Origin of the sequence: Pseudomonas sp. PI1, from assembly GCF_000812405.1 — a bacterium.
GTDB lineage: Bacteria > Pseudomonadota > Gammaproteobacteria > Pseudomonadales > Pseudomonadaceae > Pseudomonas > Pseudomonas citronellolis.
Map to the genome: position 1 here is coordinate 26,105 of NZ_JWMC01000022.1, position 16,717 is coordinate 42,821.

Genomic DNA, 16,717 nt, shown 5'->3' on the forward strand with positions numbered 1-16,717 from the left:
TCAGGCCTCCCCCAGATAGGCTTTGATCACGTCCGGGTTGTCGCGGATCTGCTCCGGGGTACCGTCGGCCAGGGGCGTGCCCTGGTTGATCACGTAGATGTGGTCGGAAATGCTCATCACCAGCTTCATGTCGTGCTCGATCAGCAGCACGGTCACGCCGTGCTCGGCGCGCAGCATGGCGATCAGCGCCTTGAGGTCCTCGGTCTCGCGCGGGTTGAGGCCGGCGGCCGGCTCGTCGAGCATGAGGATCTGCGGGCGCGTCATCATGCAGCGGGCGATCTCCAGGCGGCGCTGCTGGCCGTAGGCCAGGGTGCCGGCCGGGCGGTTGGCGACATCCTTGAGGTTGACCACTTCCAGCCAGTGCGCCGCGTAGTCCAGCGCCTCGGCCTCGGCGCGGCGGAACCCGGGGGTCTTCAGCAGGCCGGCGAAGAAGTTGGTGTTGATGTGCCGGTGCTGGGCCACCAGCAGGTTCTCCACCGCAGTCATTTCCTTGAACAGGCGGACGTTCTGGAAGGTGCGCACCACGCCGCGGTGGGCGATCTTGTGGCCCGGCAGGCCCTGGATCGGCTCGCCGCGCAGCAGGATCTGCCCGCCGGTGGGCTGGTAGAAGCCGGTCAGGCAGTTGAACACGGTGGTCTTGCCGGCGCCGTTCGGGCCGATCATCGAGACCACCTGCTTTTCCTCGACCTTGAGCGCGACGCCGTTGACGGCCAGCAGGCCGCCGAAGCGCATGGTCAGGCCGGATACTTCAAGAATCGGTCGACTCATTTACGCAACTCCAGGTGCGGGCGCTGCATCGGCAGCAGGCCCTGCGGACGCCAGATCATCATCAGCACCATGATGGCGCCGAACATCAACATGCGGTATTCGCTGAACTCGCGCATCAGCTCGGGCAGCAGGATCATCACCACGGCGGCGAGGATCACGCCCAGCTGCGAGCCCATGCCGCCGAGGACGACGATGGCGAGGATGGTGGCCGACTCGATGAAGGTGAACGACTCCGGGGTCACCAGGCCCTGGCGCGCGGCGAAGAAGCTGCCGGCGAAGCCGGCGAAGCAGGCGCCGAGGGTGAAGGCGGAGAGCTTGATGATGGTCGGGTTCAGGCCCAGCGCGCGGCAGGCGATCTCGTCTTCGCGCAGCGCTTCCCAGGCGCGGCCCAGGGGCATGCGCAGCAGGCGGTTGATGACGAACAGCACCAGCAGCACCAGCAGCAGCGCCACCAGGTAGAGGAACACGACCTTGTAGTTGGAGTTGTAGGCGATGCCGAAGAACTCGTGGAAGGTCTGCATGCCCTCGGGGGCGCGGCGCTCGAAGGTCAGGCCGAGCAGGGTCGGCTTCTCGATGCTGCTGATGCCGTTGGGGCCGCCGGTCAGGCCGGTGAGGTTGCGCAGCAGCACGCGGATGATCTCGCCGAAGCCCAGGGTCACGATCGCCAGGTAGTCGCCGCGCAGGCGCAGCACCGGGAAACCGAGCAGGAAGCCGAACAGCGCGGCCATCGCCCCGGCGATCGGCAGGCAGGTCCAGAAGCCCAGGCCGTAGTAGTGCGAGAGCAGCGCGTAGCTGTAGGCGCCCACGGCGTAGAAGCCGACGTAGCCCAGGTCGAGCAGGCCGGCGAGGCCCACCACGATGTTCAGGCCCAGGCCCAGCAGCACGTAGATCAGCACCAGGGTGGCGATGTCCACCGCCCCGCGCGAGCCCCAGAAGGGCCAGGCCAGGGCGACCAGGATCATCACGATGATCACCTTGCGCTGCACCGAAGGCTGCGTCAGCGAGCGGTACAGGAAGTTGTTCTCGCCCAGGTGCAGGGTACGGCCACGGCTGAAGCTGAAGCGATCGCGCACCAGCTGCCAGACGAACATGGCCACGGCGCACGCGGCGATGGTCCACAGGGTGCTGGGGCTGACGCCTTCCAGCTGCAGGCCGATGCCGATGACGCTGAGTTTCACCCCGAGGATCGGGTAGGCCACCGCCAGCACCAGCAGGGCGCTGAAGAAAGCTGTCTTGAGTCGCTTGTTCATACCTTCTCCACCTCCGGACGACCGAGCAGACCGGTGGGGCGGAACAGCAGCACCAGGACCAGCAGGCTGAAGGCCACCACGTCCTTGTACTGGTCGCCGAACACGTCGGCGCCGAAGGCTTCGGCGACGCCCAGCACCAGGCCGCCGAGCATGGCGCCCGGAATGCTGCCGATGCCACCGAGCACCGCGGCGGTGAAGGCCTTGATGCCGGCGAGGAAGCCGATGTTCGGGTTGATCACGCCGTACTGCAGGCCCAGCAGCACCGCGGCCACGGCGGCCAGGGTGGCGCCGATGACGAAGGTCAGGGCGATGATGTTGTTGGTGTTGATCCCCAGCAGGTTGGCCATCTTGATGTCCTCGGCGCAGGCGCGGCAGGCGCGGCCCAGGCGGGAACGGGAGATGAACAGGCTGAGGCCGTACATGGCCAGCAGGGTGACGATGAAGATCAGCACCTGCATGTACGAGACGGTCACCCCGTAGGTGGGATCGCCGAAGACGAAGTTCCCCGGCAGCAGGTTGGGGATGGCCTTGTCCTTGGAGTCCTGGGCGAGCAGGACCTCGTTCTGCAGGAAGATCGACATGCCGATGGCCGAGATCAGCGGGATCAGCCGGTTGCTGCCGCGCAGCGGGCGGTAGGCGATCCGTTCGATGCTGTAGCCATAGGCGCTGGTGACGATGATGGCGGCGGCGAAGGTGCAGAAGATGACGATCGGCAGGCTGACGATCCCCATCATGGCCAGGCCGGTGATCACGATGAAGGCTACGTACGAGCCGATCATGTAGACCTCGCCATGGGCGAAGTTGATCATGCCGATGATGCCGTAGACCATGGTGTAGCCGATGGCGATCAGGGCATAGGTGCTGCCAACGGTAAGGCCGTTGACCAGCTGTTGCAGGTAGTGATAGAGCTCAGGCATCACCTAACTCCTCGGGCGTCGCGTGAAGCGGCGCTTGTGGCGCGACGGACCCCCGGAATACGCGGAATAAACAAAGCCCACTGCGGGCGCAGTGGGCTCTGGACCTCAGGCGGCAGACCTTATTTGACTTCGGTCTTGGTGCCGTCCTTGTGCCACTGGTAGACCACGAAGTTGAAGTTCTTCAGGTCGCCCTTCTCGTCGAAGGCCAGGGCGCCGGTGGGCGTGTCGAAGGTGTTGCTGCGCAGGGCGGCGGCGACCTTTTCGGTGTCTTCGCTGCCGGCTTTCTTGATGCCGTCGGCGATGACCTGCACGGCGGCGTAGGCCGGGAACACGAACGGGCCGCTCGGGTCCTGGTTCTTGGCCTTGAAGGCGGCGACCAGGGCCTGGTTCTTCGGATCCTGGTCGAAGGACTTCGGCAGGGTCACGTACAGGCCTTCGGAAGCGGGGCCTGCGATGGCGGAGATTTCCTTGTTGCCGACACCTTCCGGGCCCATGAAGCCGACTTTCAGGCCTTTCTCGGAAGTCTGGCGCAGCAGCAGGCCCAGTTCCGGGTGGTAGCCGCCGTAGTAGACGAAGTCGACCTTGGCCTGCTTGAGCTTGGCGATCAGCGAGGAGAAGTCCTTGTCGCCGGCGTTGATGCCTTCGAACAGGGCGACTTTCACGCCGGCGTCTTCCAGGGTCTTCTTGACCGCGGTGGCGATGCCTTCGCCGTACTGCTGCTTGTCGTGGATGACCGCGACGATCTTCGGCTTGACGTGCTCGGCGATGAACTTGCCGGCGGTCGGGCCCTGCATGTTGTCCAGGCCGATGGTGCGGAAGATCAGCTTGTAGCCGCGGCTGGTGATGTCCGGGCTGGTGGAGGCCGGGGAGATCATCAGGACGCCTTCGTCCTCGTAGATGTCCGAGGCCGGCTGAGTGGAGCTGGAGCACAGGTGGCCGACGACGAACTTGACGCCGTCGTTGACGATCTTGTTGGCGACCGCCACGGCCTGCTTCGGATCGCAGGCGTCATCGTAGACCACGCCTTCGAGCTGCTTGCCGTCGACGCCGCCGGCCTTGTTGATCTGTTCGATGGCCATCTTGGCGCCGACGAACTCCATCTCCCCGTACTGGGCGACCGCACCGGTCACCGGACCGGCCAGGGCGATCTTGATGGTATCGGCGGCCATCGAATAGCTGGCGACGCCGGCCAGGGCCATGGCGGTCAACAGTTTGGAAAGACGTTGGGTACCCTTTTTCATAATGCTCCACTCTTTCTTGTGTTTTCGTTCTTGTGGTTCGTGGCCGCGGTTCGACGGGCTTTGCGCCCGGGGGAAGCCGCCGGCAACTGTACCGGTACAGTGTAGAGTGCCGCTTCGCCGCTTGAAAAGCCGCTGGCGGCGGGGCGTTTCGCCCCATGTCGCAAAGACGAAACAAACGTATAGAAAAACGGCGTTGTGCCAGTAGCCCTCCTTTGGTCACATCCACCCCCGCGCAACTCCCGGGAAACTTGCCTGGCGACGACCGGGCGGTATCATGGCGCCGCCTGATTTCCCGGTGAGTACCATGACTGAACAAACTAGCACCCTCTATGCCAAGCTGCTCGGCGAGACCGCGATGATTTCCTGGCAGGAGCTGCAGCCGTTCTTCGCCCGCGGCGCCCTGCTGCAGGTGGGCGAGGCCGTCGACCTGGTGGAGGCCGCGCAGGCCGTGGCCGAGGACGACCGCCAGAAGGTCGCCGCCTGGCTGGCCAGCGGCGACCTGGCGCGGGTCGACGAGGCCCGCGCCCGCGACTTCCTGGAGCGCGACCCGCAGCTGTGGGCGGTGGTGGTGGCGCCCTGGGTGCTGGTTCAGGAGCGTGCGGAAAAAAACACGCTGCATTGACCCGGGGCGGCTTGCGTTGCCCGCAGGCGAGCTAGACTTGCGTGACCACTGCAAGGAGTCACGTCATGTTCGAGCCTGGTCACCTGCATCTCCACGCCCTGCCGGGCCTTGACCAGCAGGCGCTGGATATCAACCTGTACTACGAGATTCGCCACGACGCCGAGAAGGGCGCCTACGTCCACTTCACCATGGACGGCAGCATCGACGGCAATGCCTTCAAGGAAGAGTTCGACATGCCCAAGGACCAGGCCTTCAACTTCGCCAGCGATGCCACCCGCATTGCGCAGAAGCATGGCCTGCACCCGCGCTTCGGGCCGATCGTGCGCATCCACAAGGAATACGATGCGATGTTCGAGGACATCCGCGTCAAGCTGGGGACCCATCCGGGGGATCCGGTGGACCTGGACAAGGTGCTCCATGGCGGCGAGTGAGCCACGATACGAAGAAGCCCGGCGTGTGCCGGGCTTTTTCATGGGCGCGAAACCGCTGGGTTGCCACCGGTAACCGCGGACGGCGTCTCCCGCAAGGCGCAGGAGAAACACCATCCTACGAAAGCCATGCTCGCTCATGCGGTAGGAGCGGACTCCGTCCGCGATTCGGCGGATAACGCCGTAGGTTGTCAGGCGCTGACCCACTGCTGCCGCGCCCAGGCGCTGAGGGTGTCGACGCCCAGCACCAGCACCAGCATGGCGAGGATCACCGTGGCCGCCTGGGCCTGCTGGAACAGGCTGAGGCTGAAGTAGAGCATCTGCCCCAGGCCGCCGGCGCCGACGAAGCCGAGCACGCTGGCCATGCGGATATTGTTCTCCCAGCGGTAGAGGATGTAGGCCACCAGCTGTGGCCAGACCGCCGGCAGGGTGCCGTAGGCGAAGGCCGCGACCCGCCCGCTGCCGCCCAGGCGCAGGGCCTCGGCGGGTTCGGCCGGGGTGTTTTCCAGGGCTTCGGCGAACAGCCGGCCGAGCACGCCGCCGGTGTGCAGGGCCAGGGCCAGGGTGCCGGCGTTGGGGCCCAGGCCCGCGGCCAGCACCATGAGCGCGCCCCACACCAGTTCCGGCACTGCGCGCAGGGCGTTGAGAACGAAGCGCGCCAGGCTCTGCGCGGCGGCGCCGAAGCGGCCGGCGGCCGGTAGCGCGAAGAGCATCCCCAACACGGCCGCGAGCAATGTGCCCAGGGCCGACATGGCCAGGGTTTCCAGGGCGCCGCGGCCCACCGCGCTCAGGTGCGTGGCGGACAGGTCCGGCGGGAAGAAGTCGCGGGCGTAGCCGAGCATCTGCCGCAGGCCTTCGCCGCTGAGCAGGCCGTCGCTGTCGACTTGCAGGTAGACGAAGGAGGCCACCACCGCGAGGAGGATCGCCAGGCTCCAGCCGATGGCGCGCAAGAGGCCGGCGCGGGCGCGGTTCATTCCAGCCTCCGGCGCAGGAAGCGGCTGAGCTGGTCGGCGCCCAGCACCAGCAGCAGGAAGGTCAGCAGGATGCTCGCCACCTCGCCGCCGGCGAACATGCGCAGCGACAGGTCGACCTGCTGGCCGAGCCCGCCGGCGCCGACGAAGCCCATGACCACCGAGGCGCGGATGGCGCACTCCCAGCGGTACACGGTGTAGGAGATCATCTCGCTCGCCGCCTGGGGCAGCAGGCCGTAGGCGAAGGCGCCCAGCCGCGAGCCGCCGCCCAGCAGCAGCGCGCGGGTGGGGCGCGGGTCCACCGATTCGAAGATTTCCGCGTAGACCTTGCCGAGCATGCCGCCGTAGGTGATGGCGATGGCCATGACGCCGGCGGTGGGGCCCAGGCCGACGGCGCGGACGAACAGCAGCGCCCAGACGATCTCCGGGATGCTGCGCAGCACGATCAGCAGCAGCCGCACCGGCCAGCGCAGGGCCCGCGCCCACCAGGCCGGCAGGCCGCCGCGGGGCAGGGCGGACAGCGACAGCGCGCGGGTGGCCAGCAGCGCCGCGGGGAAGGCGATGAGCCAGGCCAGGGCCATGCCGGCGGTGGCGATGGCCAGGGTTTCCAGGGTGGCGCGGCCGAGGATGGCGAGGAATTCGGCATCATGGGCCGGGGGCCAGAAGCCGGCGAGGAAGCCAGCCATGGTGCGGGCATTGTCGCCGCTGAACAGGCCGGGGATGTCCAGTTCGCTCAGGCGCAGGCCGGGCCACAGCAACAGCAGCGCCAGGACGGTCAGCAGCAGCCGCGGCAGGGCGGCGGGGTCGCGGGGTTTCAGCATCGCGGGATCTGCACCACGTGCAGGGGCTCGACCGGCGCCGGGGCATCCAGGCTCAGCTGCTCGTTGGCGTAGAGCTGCTGCAGGTCGTCCGGGCTGACGCTGGCGGCCGGCTTGTCGAAGACGATGCGCCCGTCGCGGATGCCGACGATGCGCGGAAAGTGCGCCAGGGCCAGGTCGACGGCGTGCAGGCTGGCCAGCAGCGTCAGGCCGCGGTTGGCGGCCTCGCGGGTGAGCAGGTCGAGGGTGTGCCCGGCGAGCACCGGGTCCATCGCCGAGACCGGCTCGTCGGCCAGCAGCAGCTGCGGCTGCTGGTACAGCGCGCGGGCGATGCCGACGCGCTGCAGCTGGCCGCCGGAAAGCTGGTCGCAGCGCTGGAACAGCTTGTCGGCCAGGTCCAGGCTGCGCAGGGCCTCGCGGGCGCCGTCGATGTCCAGCGGGTAGAGCAGGCTGGCCAGGCTCTTCCACAGCGGCCACTGGCCGAGGCGCCCGGCCAGCACTGCGTTGACCACCCGCTGGCGCGGCGGCAGCGGCGGCGCCTGGTGGATCAGGCCGATGCGCGCGCGTAGGCGCTGGCGGGCCCAGCTGCTCAAGCGCCAGGGCTGGCTGCCGAGCAGTTCGATCTCGCCATGGCTGGGCTTCAGCGCGGTGGCCAGCACGCGCAGCAGGGTGGTCTTGCCGGCGCCCGAGGGGCCGATGATCGCCACCCGCTCGCCGGCCTCGACGTTCAGGTCGATGCCGGCGAGGGCGCGCTGGCCGTTGGCGTGCTGGTGCTCCACGCCGGTCAGGCGCAGGCTCACTTCAACAGGCCGGCGGCGCGGGCCGACTCCTCGATGCCCTTGTAGTTCTCGGGCTTGGTCTCGATGAAGCGGCTGGCCGCCTGCAGGTCGAGGATGGCCTTGTCGCGCGGCTTGCTCGGGTCGAGGTCGAGGAAGGCCTGCTTGATCTTCTCGGCCAGGGCCGGGTCGAGGTTGCCGCGCACGGTCCAGTTGTAGTCGTAGTAGGTCGGGGTGGTGGCGAAGACCTTCACCTTGTCGGTGTCGACCTTGCCGGCGTCCACCAGCTTCTGCCACACCGAGGCGTTGAGCACGCCGGCGTCCACCTTGCCGGCCTGGACCCAGGCCACGGTGGCGTCGTGGGCGCCGGAGTAGGCCACGCGGGAGAAGAACTGCTCGGGGACGATGCCGTCCTTCTGCATGAAGTAGCGCGGCATCAGGCTGCCGGAGGTGGAGGACACCGAGCCGAAGGCGAAGGTCTTGCCCTTGAGGTCCTGCAGCGACTTCACGTTGGCATCGGCAGTGATGAATTTGCTGGTGAACTGCTGGTCCTGCTCGCGCTGCACCAGCGGGATGGCGTTGCCGGTCTTCAGGCGCGCCTGGACGAAGGTGAAGCCGCCCAGCCAGGCCATGTCCAGGCGGTCGGCGGCCAGGGCCTCGACCACGCCGGCGTAGTCGGACACCGGGATGAACTTCACCGGCATGCCCAGGCGTTCCTGCAGGTATTCGCCCAGCGGCTTGAACTTGCGCAGCAGCTCGGTGGGGGCTTCGTCGGGGATCGCCGAGACCTTGAGTTCCTTCAGGGTTTCGGCCTGGGTGAAGCTGGCGGAAAGGGACAGCGCAAAGCAGGCGGCGAGCGCCAGGGTGCGTTTCAGCATGGGAGCAGTCTCCGGTTCAATAGCGGAAAAAGCCTGGGAAGTATAGTGGCGGTCTGCCGGTGCGCGTGGAAATGACCACGGCGGCGGGCTCGCAGGCTCGGCGAAGGCGGCGGTGGACGGTTAAGATGGCCGTCCCCGTGCCCGCTATTTTGCCCGACAGGAGCCAGCCATGTCTGCCTTGCCCTCCATCGCCTTCGCCGGCCTCGGCCTGATGGGCGTGCCCATGAGCCGCCGCCTGCTGGCTGCCGGCTACCCGTTGACCGTGTGGAACCGCTCCGCCGCCAAGCGCGAGCTGCTGGCCGGGGAGGGCGCCCGCGCCGCGCAGAGCCCTGCGCAGCTGTGCGCGGATGCCGAGATCGTCATGCTCTGCCTGGCCGACACCGCCGCCGTGCGCGAGGTGGTGTTCGGCTCCGGCGGCATCGTCGAAGGGGCGAAGCCCGGGCAGTTGCTGGTGGACTTCTCCAGCCTGGAGCCGGCCGCCACCCGCGAGATGGCCGCCGAACTCGAATCCCGCAGCGGCATGCGCTGGGTCGATGCGCCAGTTTCCGGCGGCACCCCGGGCGCCGAGGCCGGCAGCCTGGCGATCATGGCCGGCGGCCGGGTGGAGGACATCGAGCGCGTCCGCCCCGTTCTCGCCCATCTCGGCCAGCGCCTGACGCGCATGGGCGAGGTCGGCGCCGGCCAGGTGACCAAGGTGTGCAACCAGATGATCGTCGCCTGCAACGCCCTGGTGATCGCCGAAGTGGTGGCCCTGGCGGAGAGCGCCGGGGTCGACGCCAGCCTGATCGCTCCGGCCCTGGCCGGCGGTTTCGCCGACTCCAAGCCCTTGCAGATCCTCGCCCCGCAGATGGCCGAGAGCCGCTTCGAGCCGGTCAAGTGGCACGTGCGCACCCTGCTCAAGGACCTGGACACCGCGGTCAAGCTGGCCCGCGAGCAGGGCTCGGCCACGCCCATGAGCGGCCTGGCCGCGCAGCTGATGCGCCTGCACGGCAGCCAGGGCCACCTGGCGCACGACCCGGCCACCCTGGTCGAGCAGTACCGCCAACCCCGCGATTGAGGAAAGCCGCCATGCCGATCTGCGCCAATCTGTCCCTGCTGTTCACCGAGCTGCCGCTGCTGGAGCGCGTGCGCGCCGCCGCCGAGGCCGGTTTCGCCGGGGTGGAGATCCAGTTTCCCTACGAGGTGCCGGCCGCGGCATTGCAGGCCGAGCTGCAGCGCAGTGGCATGCCGCTGGTGCTGTTCAACCTGCCGGCCGGCGACCTGATGCAGGGCGGCGCCGGGCTGGCCGCGGTGCCAGGGCGCGAGGCGCAGTTCGCCGCCGGGCTGCGCCAGGCCCTGGAGTACGCCGAGGTGCTGCGGCCGCAGAAGATCAACGTGCTGGCCGGGCGCCTGGCCGAGGGCGTCGAACGCGAGCAGGCGCTGGCGCTGCTGGCCGAACACCTGCGGCAGACCGCCGAGGCCTTCGCCGGGCGCGGCGTCGCGGTGCTGATGGAGGCGATCAACCTGCACGACATGCCCGGCTTCCTGCTCAACACCCCGCAGCATCTGCTGGACATGCTGGCGCGCGTCGGCCACCCGAACCTGGCGGCGCAGCTGGACTTCTACCACATGGCGCGCATGGGCCTGGACCTGGCCGACTGCGTGCGCCAGCTGCAAGGGCATATCGGCCACGTGCAGTTCGCCGACGCCCCCGGGCGCGGCGAGCCGGGCAGCGGAGAACTGGACTTCGAGCCGGCGCTGGCGGCCCTGCGGGCCCAGGGCTACGCCGGCTGGCTGGGCGCCGAATACCGCCCGGTCGGCGCCATCAGCGCTGGCCTGGGCTGGTTGCCGGCTTGGCGGGAACGTCTGCAATCGGCCTGAGCCGACAAACGTTGTATCGATTCAGTGGCAAATTTGACACTTTTTTGACTAACTGATCAGTAGATTCGGCGCGCCCGCCGCGACGGCGGGCGATGCCGTTCTTTCCGCTGCACCCAGTCAAGGAGTGCCTCGATGTCCGAGGGCAACCGCCGCCTGTTACCCACCATCAGTTCCAACCGCCTGGTCCTGCTGTTTTCCCTGGCCCTGGTGCTGTTCTACAACCTCGCCACCTGGAAGGCCCTGGACGGCCTGGTGCCGCTGCAGGGGGCGTACCGCATCGCCTTCTTCGCTTCCTTCGGCGTCTTCCTCTGGGCCGCCTTCACCCTGTTGCTGACCCTGGTGTCGTTCCGCCCGCTGCTCAAGCCGGCGCTGACCCTGGTGGCGTTGTGCTCGGCCGCCGCGGCCTACTTCATGAACAGCTACGGCATCGCCATCGACACGGTGATGGTGCAGAACGTCTTCGAGACCAACCCGGGCGAGGCCGAGGCGCTGTTCAGCGGCCGGCTGGTGGCCTACCTGCTGCTGCTCGGGGCGTTGCCGTCGGCGCTGGTCTGGGCGTTGCCGGTGGCCTACAAGCCGTTCCTGCGCGGGCTGCTGAACAAGGTGCTGGTGGTGTTCGCCTGCGTGGCCGCAGTGGCGGTGATGGTGGGTAGCTTCTATTCCACCTATGCGCCGATCTTCCGCGAGGAAGACAAGCTGACCCACTTCATCAATCCGACCAACTACATCTACGCCGTGAGCAAGTACGGCAAGCAGCGCCTGGGCATCAAGAAGGCCGACCTGGTGGTGCAGAAGATCGGCGAGGACGCGGTGCAGAGCGCCAAGGCCGCGCAACGGGCGAAGAAGTCGCTGTTCGTCTTCGTCGTCGGCGAGACCGCGCGGGCCGACCACTTCTCGCTCAACGGCTACGCCCGCGAAACCAACCCGGAGCTGGCGAAGCTGGATATCCTCAACTTCACCCAGGTGCATTCCTGCGGCACCTCCACCGCGGTCTCGGTGCCCTGCATGTTCTCCAGGTTCCCCCGCGAGGACTACAGCGACAAGAAGGGCAAGACCTACGAGAGCCTGCTGGACGTGCTGCAGCGCGCCGGCCTGCAGGTGCTCTGGCTGGACAACAACAGCGATTGCAAGGGCACCTGCCTGCGCGTGCCGCACCGCGACATCCCGAAGAACCAGCCCGGGCCGTTCTGCGATGGCAACCGCTGCCTGGACGAGGCCCTGCTGCAGGACCTGCAGGCGTATATCGATGGCCTGAAGGACAACGCCATCATCGTCCTGCACGCCGACGGCAGCCACGGCCCGGAGTACTACGACCGCTACCCGGCGGACATGGAGCGCTTCAAGCCGGTGTGCCGCACCAACCAGTTGGGCAGCTGTTCGAAGGACGAGCTGGTGAACGTCTACGACAACACCATCCTCTACACCGACTTCTTCCTGTCGAAGGTCATCGAGCTGCTGAAGAAGAACAGCGACAGGTACGACACCTCGATGCTCTACGTCTCCGACCATGGCGAGTCGCTGGGCGAGAACGGCGTGTACCTGCACGCCGCGCCCTATGCCATCGCCCCGGCGGCGCAGACCCACGTGCCCATGGTGATGTGGTTCGGCCCCTCGACTCTGCGCGACCTGGGCATCGACCGCGGCTGCCTGGCCGGCAAGCGCGACGAGCAGGACCTGAGCCACGACAACCTGTTCCACTCGGTGCTCGGCCTGCTGGACGTGCGCACCAGCCTGTATCAGCCCGGCCTGGACATCTTCCACTCCTGCCGCGGCAACGCGGTGGCGGCGGGCGAATGATGCCGATGCCGTAGCCTTCCGCTTTTCCTACAGGGGCGCTTCAGGCGAAAAAAAGGCCGTGCGGGTCATCCCGCACGGCCTTTTTCATAGGGGTTGGACTTACTTGTCGCGGACCAGCAGCACCGGGCGGTTGCTGACGCGCAGCAGGCCCTCGGCCACGCTGCCCAGCATCAGCCGGCGCACACCGCGGCGGCCATGGGTGCCCATGACGATCACGTCGGCCTTGGCGTCCTCGGCCTCCAGCTCGATACGCTCGGCGACTTCCTCGCTGGCACGCTCCTGGCACACACGGTCGAACTTCGCCTTGACCTTGTCGCCGACCTGCTCGCGGGCCTTGGCCAGCACGTCGTCGGCGGCCTTCAGCGCGGCTTCGCGCAGCGGCTCGGGGTTGTAGTAGACGGCATAGTCGGGCAAGTGGCGCAGCGGGCTGTCGACGATGGTGATGACGCGCAGCTCGCCGCCCGTCAGTTGCGCCAGCTTGACCGCCTCGCCCAGCGCGCGGTCGGAAACCGGGCTGCCGTCCACTGCTACCAGAATGCGCTCGTACATGATGTATCCCTCAATGAGTGGCTTGGTGGGAAAACTCTAGCTCTCCCCGGGGTGGATTCCCTTGCGCAGCGTCAATAGTAGACCGTGAGGGCGGATGTGCCGGCGGTGGGAGGGGAATGCCTGAGTTGTAGGAGCGGGCCCTGCCCGCGATTTCGCGCGCAGGGCGCGCTCCTACATGGGAATGGCGTGGGTGGGGCAGCGTAGGAGCGGATCTCATCCGCGAATCGCGCCGGGATGTCCGGCTATCGCGGACAAGGTCCGCTCCTACGGGGAGGAATGCCGTGCTTCCCGGCGACCTGTAGGAGCGGGCCCGGCCCGCGATTCGCGCGCAGGGCGCGCTCCTACAGGGGAATGGCGTGGGTGGGGCAGCGCGGATCTCATCCGCGAATCGCGCCGGGATGTCCGGCTATCGCGGACAAGATCCGCTCCTACGGGGGGGCATACCATGCTTCCCGGCGACCTGTAGGAGCGGGCCCTGCCCGCGATTTCGCGCGCAGGGCGCGCTCCTACATTGGGAATGGCGTGGGTGGGGCAGCGTAGATCTCATCCGCGAATCGCACCGGATCGTCCGGCTATCGCGGACAAGGTCCGCTCCTACGGGGAGGCATGCCATGCTTCCCGGCGACCTGTAGGAGCGGGCCCTGCCCGCGATTTCGCGCGCAGGGCGCGCTCCTACATTGGGAATGGCGGGGGTGGGGAAGCCCCGTAGGATGGGTTGAGCGAAGCGATACCCATCGCCATGGCAGCATGGGTTTCGCAAGCTCAACCCATCCTACGAAGAGCACCTCGGCGCAGCCGGCAAGACAGTTGCTCCTACGGGGTGACGCCAATTGGGCAGGCATGAAAAAGACCGCCGCGGTTTCCCGGGGCGGCCTCTTTGGCGTGGCGCGGATCAGCCGGCGACCAGCACGCGGATCGCCTCCAGGCGCAGCGAGGCCTTGTCCAGCAGGGCGACGCTCTCGTCGCGCTGGGTGCGCAGGGCTTCCAGCTCGCTGTCGCGCACGCTGGGGTTGACCTGCTTGAGCGCGGTCAGGCGCGCCAGTTCCTCGTCCAGGCTCGCCACCAGTTGCTGGCGGGCCTTCTCCACGCGCTCGGCGTGGCGCGGGGCGATCTTGGCCTCGCCGATGGCGAACTGCTTGGCCAGCACGTCGCGCTGGGCCTGGACGAACTTGTTGGCGCTGGCGCGCGGCACGCTTTCCAGTTGCTCGTGCAGCGTCTCGAAGGCTACCCGGGCGGCCAGGTCGTTGCCGTTGGCGTCGAGCAGGCAGCGCAGCGCCACCGGCGGCAGGAAGCGCCCCAGCTGCAGTTTGCGCGGGGCCACCGCCTCGCTGACGAAGAGCATCTCCAGCAGCACGGTGCCGGGCTTGAGCGCCTTGTTCTTGATGATCGCCACCGAGGTGTTGCCCAGCGAGCCGGACAGCACCAGGTCCATGCCGCCCTGCACCATGGGGTGCTCCCAGGTGAGGAACTGCATGTCCTCGCGGGCCAGGGCCTGGGCGCGGTCGTAGGTGACGGTCACGCCCTCGTCGTCGCCCAGGGGGAAGCTGGCGTCGAGCATCTTCTCGCTGGGCTTGAGGATCAGCGCGTTCTCGGAGTGGTCCTCGCTGTCGATGCCGTAGGTGTCGAACAGCTTCTCCATGTAGATCGGCAGGGCGAACTGGTCGTCCTGTTCCTCGATCGCTTCCACCAGCGCCTCGCCCTCGCCGGCGCCGCCGGAGTTCAGCTCCAGCAGGCGGTCGCGGCCGCTGTGCATTTCCGCTTCCAGGGCCAGGCGCGCGGCCTGGCCTTCTTCGAGCAGGGCGGCGAAGGCGTCGTCGTCGCCGCCTTCGAGCAGTTCCACCAGGCGCGGGCCGTAGCGGTGCTGCAGGGCGTTGCCGGTGGGGCAGGTGGCGAGGAAGGCGTTGAGCGCCTGGTGGTACCACTGGAACAGGCGTTCCTGCGGGCTGTTCTCCAGGTGCGGCACGTGGATCTGGATGGTGTGCCGCTGGCCGATGCGGTCCAGGCGGCCGATGCGCTGTTCCAGCTGGTCCGGGTGGGCCGGCAGGTCGAACAGCACCAGGTGGTGGGCGAACTGGAAGTTGCGGCCTTCGCTGCCGATTTCCGAGCAGATCAGCACCTGGGCGCCGAATTCCTCGTCGGCGAAGTAGGCCGCGGCGCGGTCGCGCTCGAGGATGCTCATGCCCTCGTGGAACACCGTGGCCGGGATGCCCGAGCGCAGGCGCAGGGCGTCTTCCAGGTCCAGGGCGGTCTCGGCGTGGGCGCAGATCACCAGCACCTTGAACTGCTTGAGCATCTTCAGGGTGTCGATCAGCCATTCCACGCGGGGGTCGAAGCGCCACCAGCGGGCGTTCTCGTCGGTGTTGTCGTCGACTTGCGCCTGGAAGCTCACTTCCGGGTACAGGTCCGGGTGTTCGCCGACCGGCAGCTCCATGTATTCCACCGGGTTCGGCAGCGGGTAGCTGTGCAGCTGGCGCTCGGGGAAGCCCTGCACCGCGGCGCGGGTATTGCGGAACAGCACGCGGCCGGTGCCGTGGCGGTCCAGCAGTTCGCGGATCAGGCGCGCGCGGGCGTCGTCGTCGCCACTCTCGACGGCGGCCAGCAGCTCGTCGCCGGCAGCGCCGAGGAAGCCATGGATGGCCTCGCGCGCGGCGGGGGACAGGCGGCCCTGGTCGATCAGTTCCTGCACCGCCTCGGCGACCGGGCGGTACTGGCTGCTCTCGCGGCGGAAGGCCTCCAGGTCATGGAAGCGGTCCGGGTCGAGCAGGCGCAGGCGCGCGAAGTGGCTGTCCAGGCCCAGCTGTTCCGGGGTGGCGGTGAGCAGCAGCACGCCGGGGATGATCTGCGCCAGGGTTTCCACCAGCTGGTACTCGCGGCTGGCCTGCTCCGGATGCCAGACCAGGTGGTGGGCTTCGTCGACCACCAGCAGGTCCCAGCCGGCGGCGCACAGGGCGTCCTGGGCGCGCTCGTCGGCGCGGATCCACTCCAGGGCCACCAGGGCTAGCTGGCTGTCCTCGAAGGGGTTGCTGGCGTCGCTTTCGGCGAAGCGCTCGCGGTCGAACAGCGCCACTTCCAGGTTGAAGCGCCGGCGCATCTCCACCAGCCACTGGTGCTGCAGGTTCTCCGGCACCAGGATCAGCACGCGGCTGGCGCGCCCGGAGAGCAGCTGGCGATGGATCACCAGGCCCGCCTCGATGGTCTTGCCCAGGCCCACTTCGTCGGCCAGCAGGACGCGCGGGGCGATGCGGTCGGCGACCTCGCGGGCGATGTGCAGCTGGTGCGCGATGGGCTGGGCGCGGGCGCCGCCCAGGCCCCAGAGGGAGGATTGCAGCAGGCGGGTGCGGTGTTCCAGGGTGTGGTAGCGCAGGGCGAACCAGGGCATGGGGTCGATCTGCCCGGCGAACAGGCGGTCGCTGGCCAGGCGGAACTGGATGAAGTTGGACAGCTGGGTTTCCGGGAGTATCTTGGCATCGTTGTGCGAGTTGATGCCGTGGTAGACCAGCAGGCCGTCGACCTCCTCGACCTCGCGGACGGTCATCTTCCAGCCTTCGAAGTGCGTCACCTCGTCGCCCGGGGCGAAGCGCACGCGGGTCAGCGGGGCGTTGCGTTCGGCATACTGGCGGGTATCCCCGGTGGCCGGATAGAGCACGGTGAGCAGCCGTCCGTCGAGCGCCAGGATGGTGCCCAGCCCCAATTCTGCTTCACTGTCGCTGATCCAGCGTTGACCCGGTTGATACTGCGCCATGGACACCTCCCGCAAAAAGCCGGCTATGGTAACGGAACACGCGGCTTTCAGCGACGCCCGTTCGCACGCAGCGGCCGGGTGGCATCGCCGCCTCGGGGGG

The 16,717-nt window shown here is 68.0% G+C and carries 15 protein-coding genes; 5 read left to right on the plus strand and 10 right to left on the minus strand.

Annotation, left to right across the window (positions count from 1 at the left end):
- The 4 genes from livG to RN02_RS09155 all read right to left on the minus strand — a co-directional run bounded on the left by livG (window position 1) and on the right by RN02_RS09155 (window position 4,176).
- Complete coding sequence (gene livG / locus RN02_RS09140) at window positions 1-768, minus strand: high-affinity branched-chain amino acid ABC transporter ATP-binding protein LivG (protein WP_009620637.1); 768 nt, start codon at window positions 766-768, stop codon at window positions 1-3.
- A complete protein-coding gene (locus tag RN02_RS09145) occupies window positions 765-2,018 on the minus strand; it encodes a high-affinity branched-chain amino acid ABC transporter permease LivM (RefSeq protein WP_043314177.1) in 1,254 nt (417 codons plus the stop codon). The genes livG and RN02_RS09145 overlap by 4 nt, the downstream gene beginning before the upstream one ends.
- On the minus strand, window positions 2,015-2,935 hold the full coding sequence (gene livH / locus RN02_RS09150; protein ID WP_009620635.1) for a high-affinity branched-chain amino acid ABC transporter permease LivH: 921 nt from the start codon (window positions 2,933-2,935) through the stop codon (window positions 2,015-2,017). Before livH ends, RN02_RS09145 begins: the two co-directional genes overlap by 4 nt.
- A 119-nt stretch (window positions 2,936-3,054) precedes the next feature.
- A complete protein-coding gene (locus RN02_RS09155) occupies window positions 3,055-4,176 on the minus strand; it encodes a branched-chain amino acid ABC transporter substrate-binding protein (protein WP_009620634.1) in 1,122 nt (373 codons plus the stop codon).
- Window positions 4,177-4,480: 304 nt separating this feature from the next.
- On the opposite strand from RN02_RS09155, the gene RN02_RS09160 reads away from it, so the two are divergent.
- Window positions 4,481-4,798 (plus strand): DUF2288 domain-containing protein, encoded by a 318-nt coding sequence (locus RN02_RS09160; protein ID WP_043272537.1) that lies wholly within the window; start codon window positions 4,481-4,483, stop codon window positions 4,796-4,798.
- A gap of 65 nt (window positions 4,799-4,863) precedes the next feature.
- A complete protein-coding gene (locus RN02_RS09165; RefSeq protein WP_043314178.1) occupies window positions 4,864-5,229 on the plus strand; it encodes a DUF5064 family protein in 366 nt (121 codons plus the stop codon).
- 188 nt (window positions 5,230-5,417) lie between these two features.
- Here RN02_RS09165 and phnE read toward each other — a convergent pair whose 3' ends face one another.
- From phnE to RN02_RS09185, 4 genes are read right to left on the minus strand one after another with little or no spacing between them, the layout of a single operon-like run.
- Complete coding sequence (gene phnE / locus RN02_RS09170) at window positions 5,418-6,200, minus strand: phosphonate ABC transporter, permease protein PhnE (RefSeq protein WP_052267681.1); 783 nt, start codon at window positions 6,198-6,200, stop codon at window positions 5,418-5,420.
- Window positions 6,197-7,018 (minus strand): PhnE/PtxC family ABC transporter permease, encoded by an 822-nt coding sequence (locus RN02_RS09175; protein ID WP_043314179.1) that lies wholly within the window; start codon window positions 7,016-7,018, stop codon window positions 6,197-6,199. The genes phnE and RN02_RS09175 overlap by 4 nt, the downstream gene beginning before the upstream one ends.
- Window positions 7,012-7,815 (minus strand): phosphonate ABC transporter ATP-binding protein, encoded by an 804-nt coding sequence (locus tag RN02_RS09180; protein ID WP_043314180.1) that lies wholly within the window; start codon window positions 7,813-7,815, stop codon window positions 7,012-7,014. The genes RN02_RS09175 and RN02_RS09180 overlap by 7 nt, the downstream gene beginning before the upstream one ends.
- Window positions 7,812-8,669 (minus strand): putative selenate ABC transporter substrate-binding protein, encoded by an 858-nt coding sequence (locus RN02_RS09185; RefSeq protein WP_043272540.1) that lies wholly within the window; start codon window positions 8,667-8,669, stop codon window positions 7,812-7,814. The genes RN02_RS09180 and RN02_RS09185 overlap by 4 nt, the downstream gene beginning before the upstream one ends.
- A gap of 169 nt (window positions 8,670-8,838) precedes the next feature.
- On the opposite strand from RN02_RS09185, the gene RN02_RS09190 reads away from it, so the two are divergent.
- The 3 genes from RN02_RS09190 to RN02_RS09200 all read left to right on the plus strand — a co-directional run bounded on the left by RN02_RS09190 (window position 8,839) and on the right by RN02_RS09200 (window position 12,326).
- Window positions 8,839-9,726: an NAD(P)-dependent oxidoreductase gene (locus tag RN02_RS09190; protein ID WP_043314181.1), complete on the plus strand. Its 888-nt coding sequence runs from the start codon at window positions 8,839-8,841 to the stop codon at window positions 9,724-9,726.
- A gap of 11 nt (window positions 9,727-9,737) precedes the next feature.
- Complete coding sequence (locus RN02_RS09195) at window positions 9,738-10,529, plus strand: hydroxypyruvate isomerase family protein (protein ID WP_043314182.1); 792 nt, start codon at window positions 9,738-9,740, stop codon at window positions 10,527-10,529.
- A gap of 132 nt (window positions 10,530-10,661) precedes the next feature.
- Window positions 10,662-12,326 (plus strand): phosphoethanolamine transferase, encoded by a 1,665-nt coding sequence (locus RN02_RS09200; protein ID WP_043314183.1) that lies wholly within the window; start codon window positions 10,662-10,664, stop codon window positions 12,324-12,326.
- Between the two features lie 99 nt (window positions 12,327-12,425).
- Here the strand turns inward: RN02_RS09200 and RN02_RS09205 are convergent, their stop codons facing one another.
- Window positions 12,426-12,875 (minus strand): universal stress protein, encoded by a 450-nt coding sequence (locus RN02_RS09205; protein ID WP_009620619.1) that lies wholly within the window; start codon window positions 12,873-12,875, stop codon window positions 12,426-12,428.
- An 892-nt stretch (window positions 12,876-13,767) separates the two neighbouring features.
- Window positions 13,768-16,623, minus strand: coding sequence for an RNA polymerase-associated protein RapA (gene rapA, locus RN02_RS09210; protein ID WP_177331048.1), 2,856 nt, complete (start codon window positions 16,621-16,623; stop codon window positions 13,768-13,770).
- Window positions 16,624-16,717 lie beyond the last annotated feature (94 nt).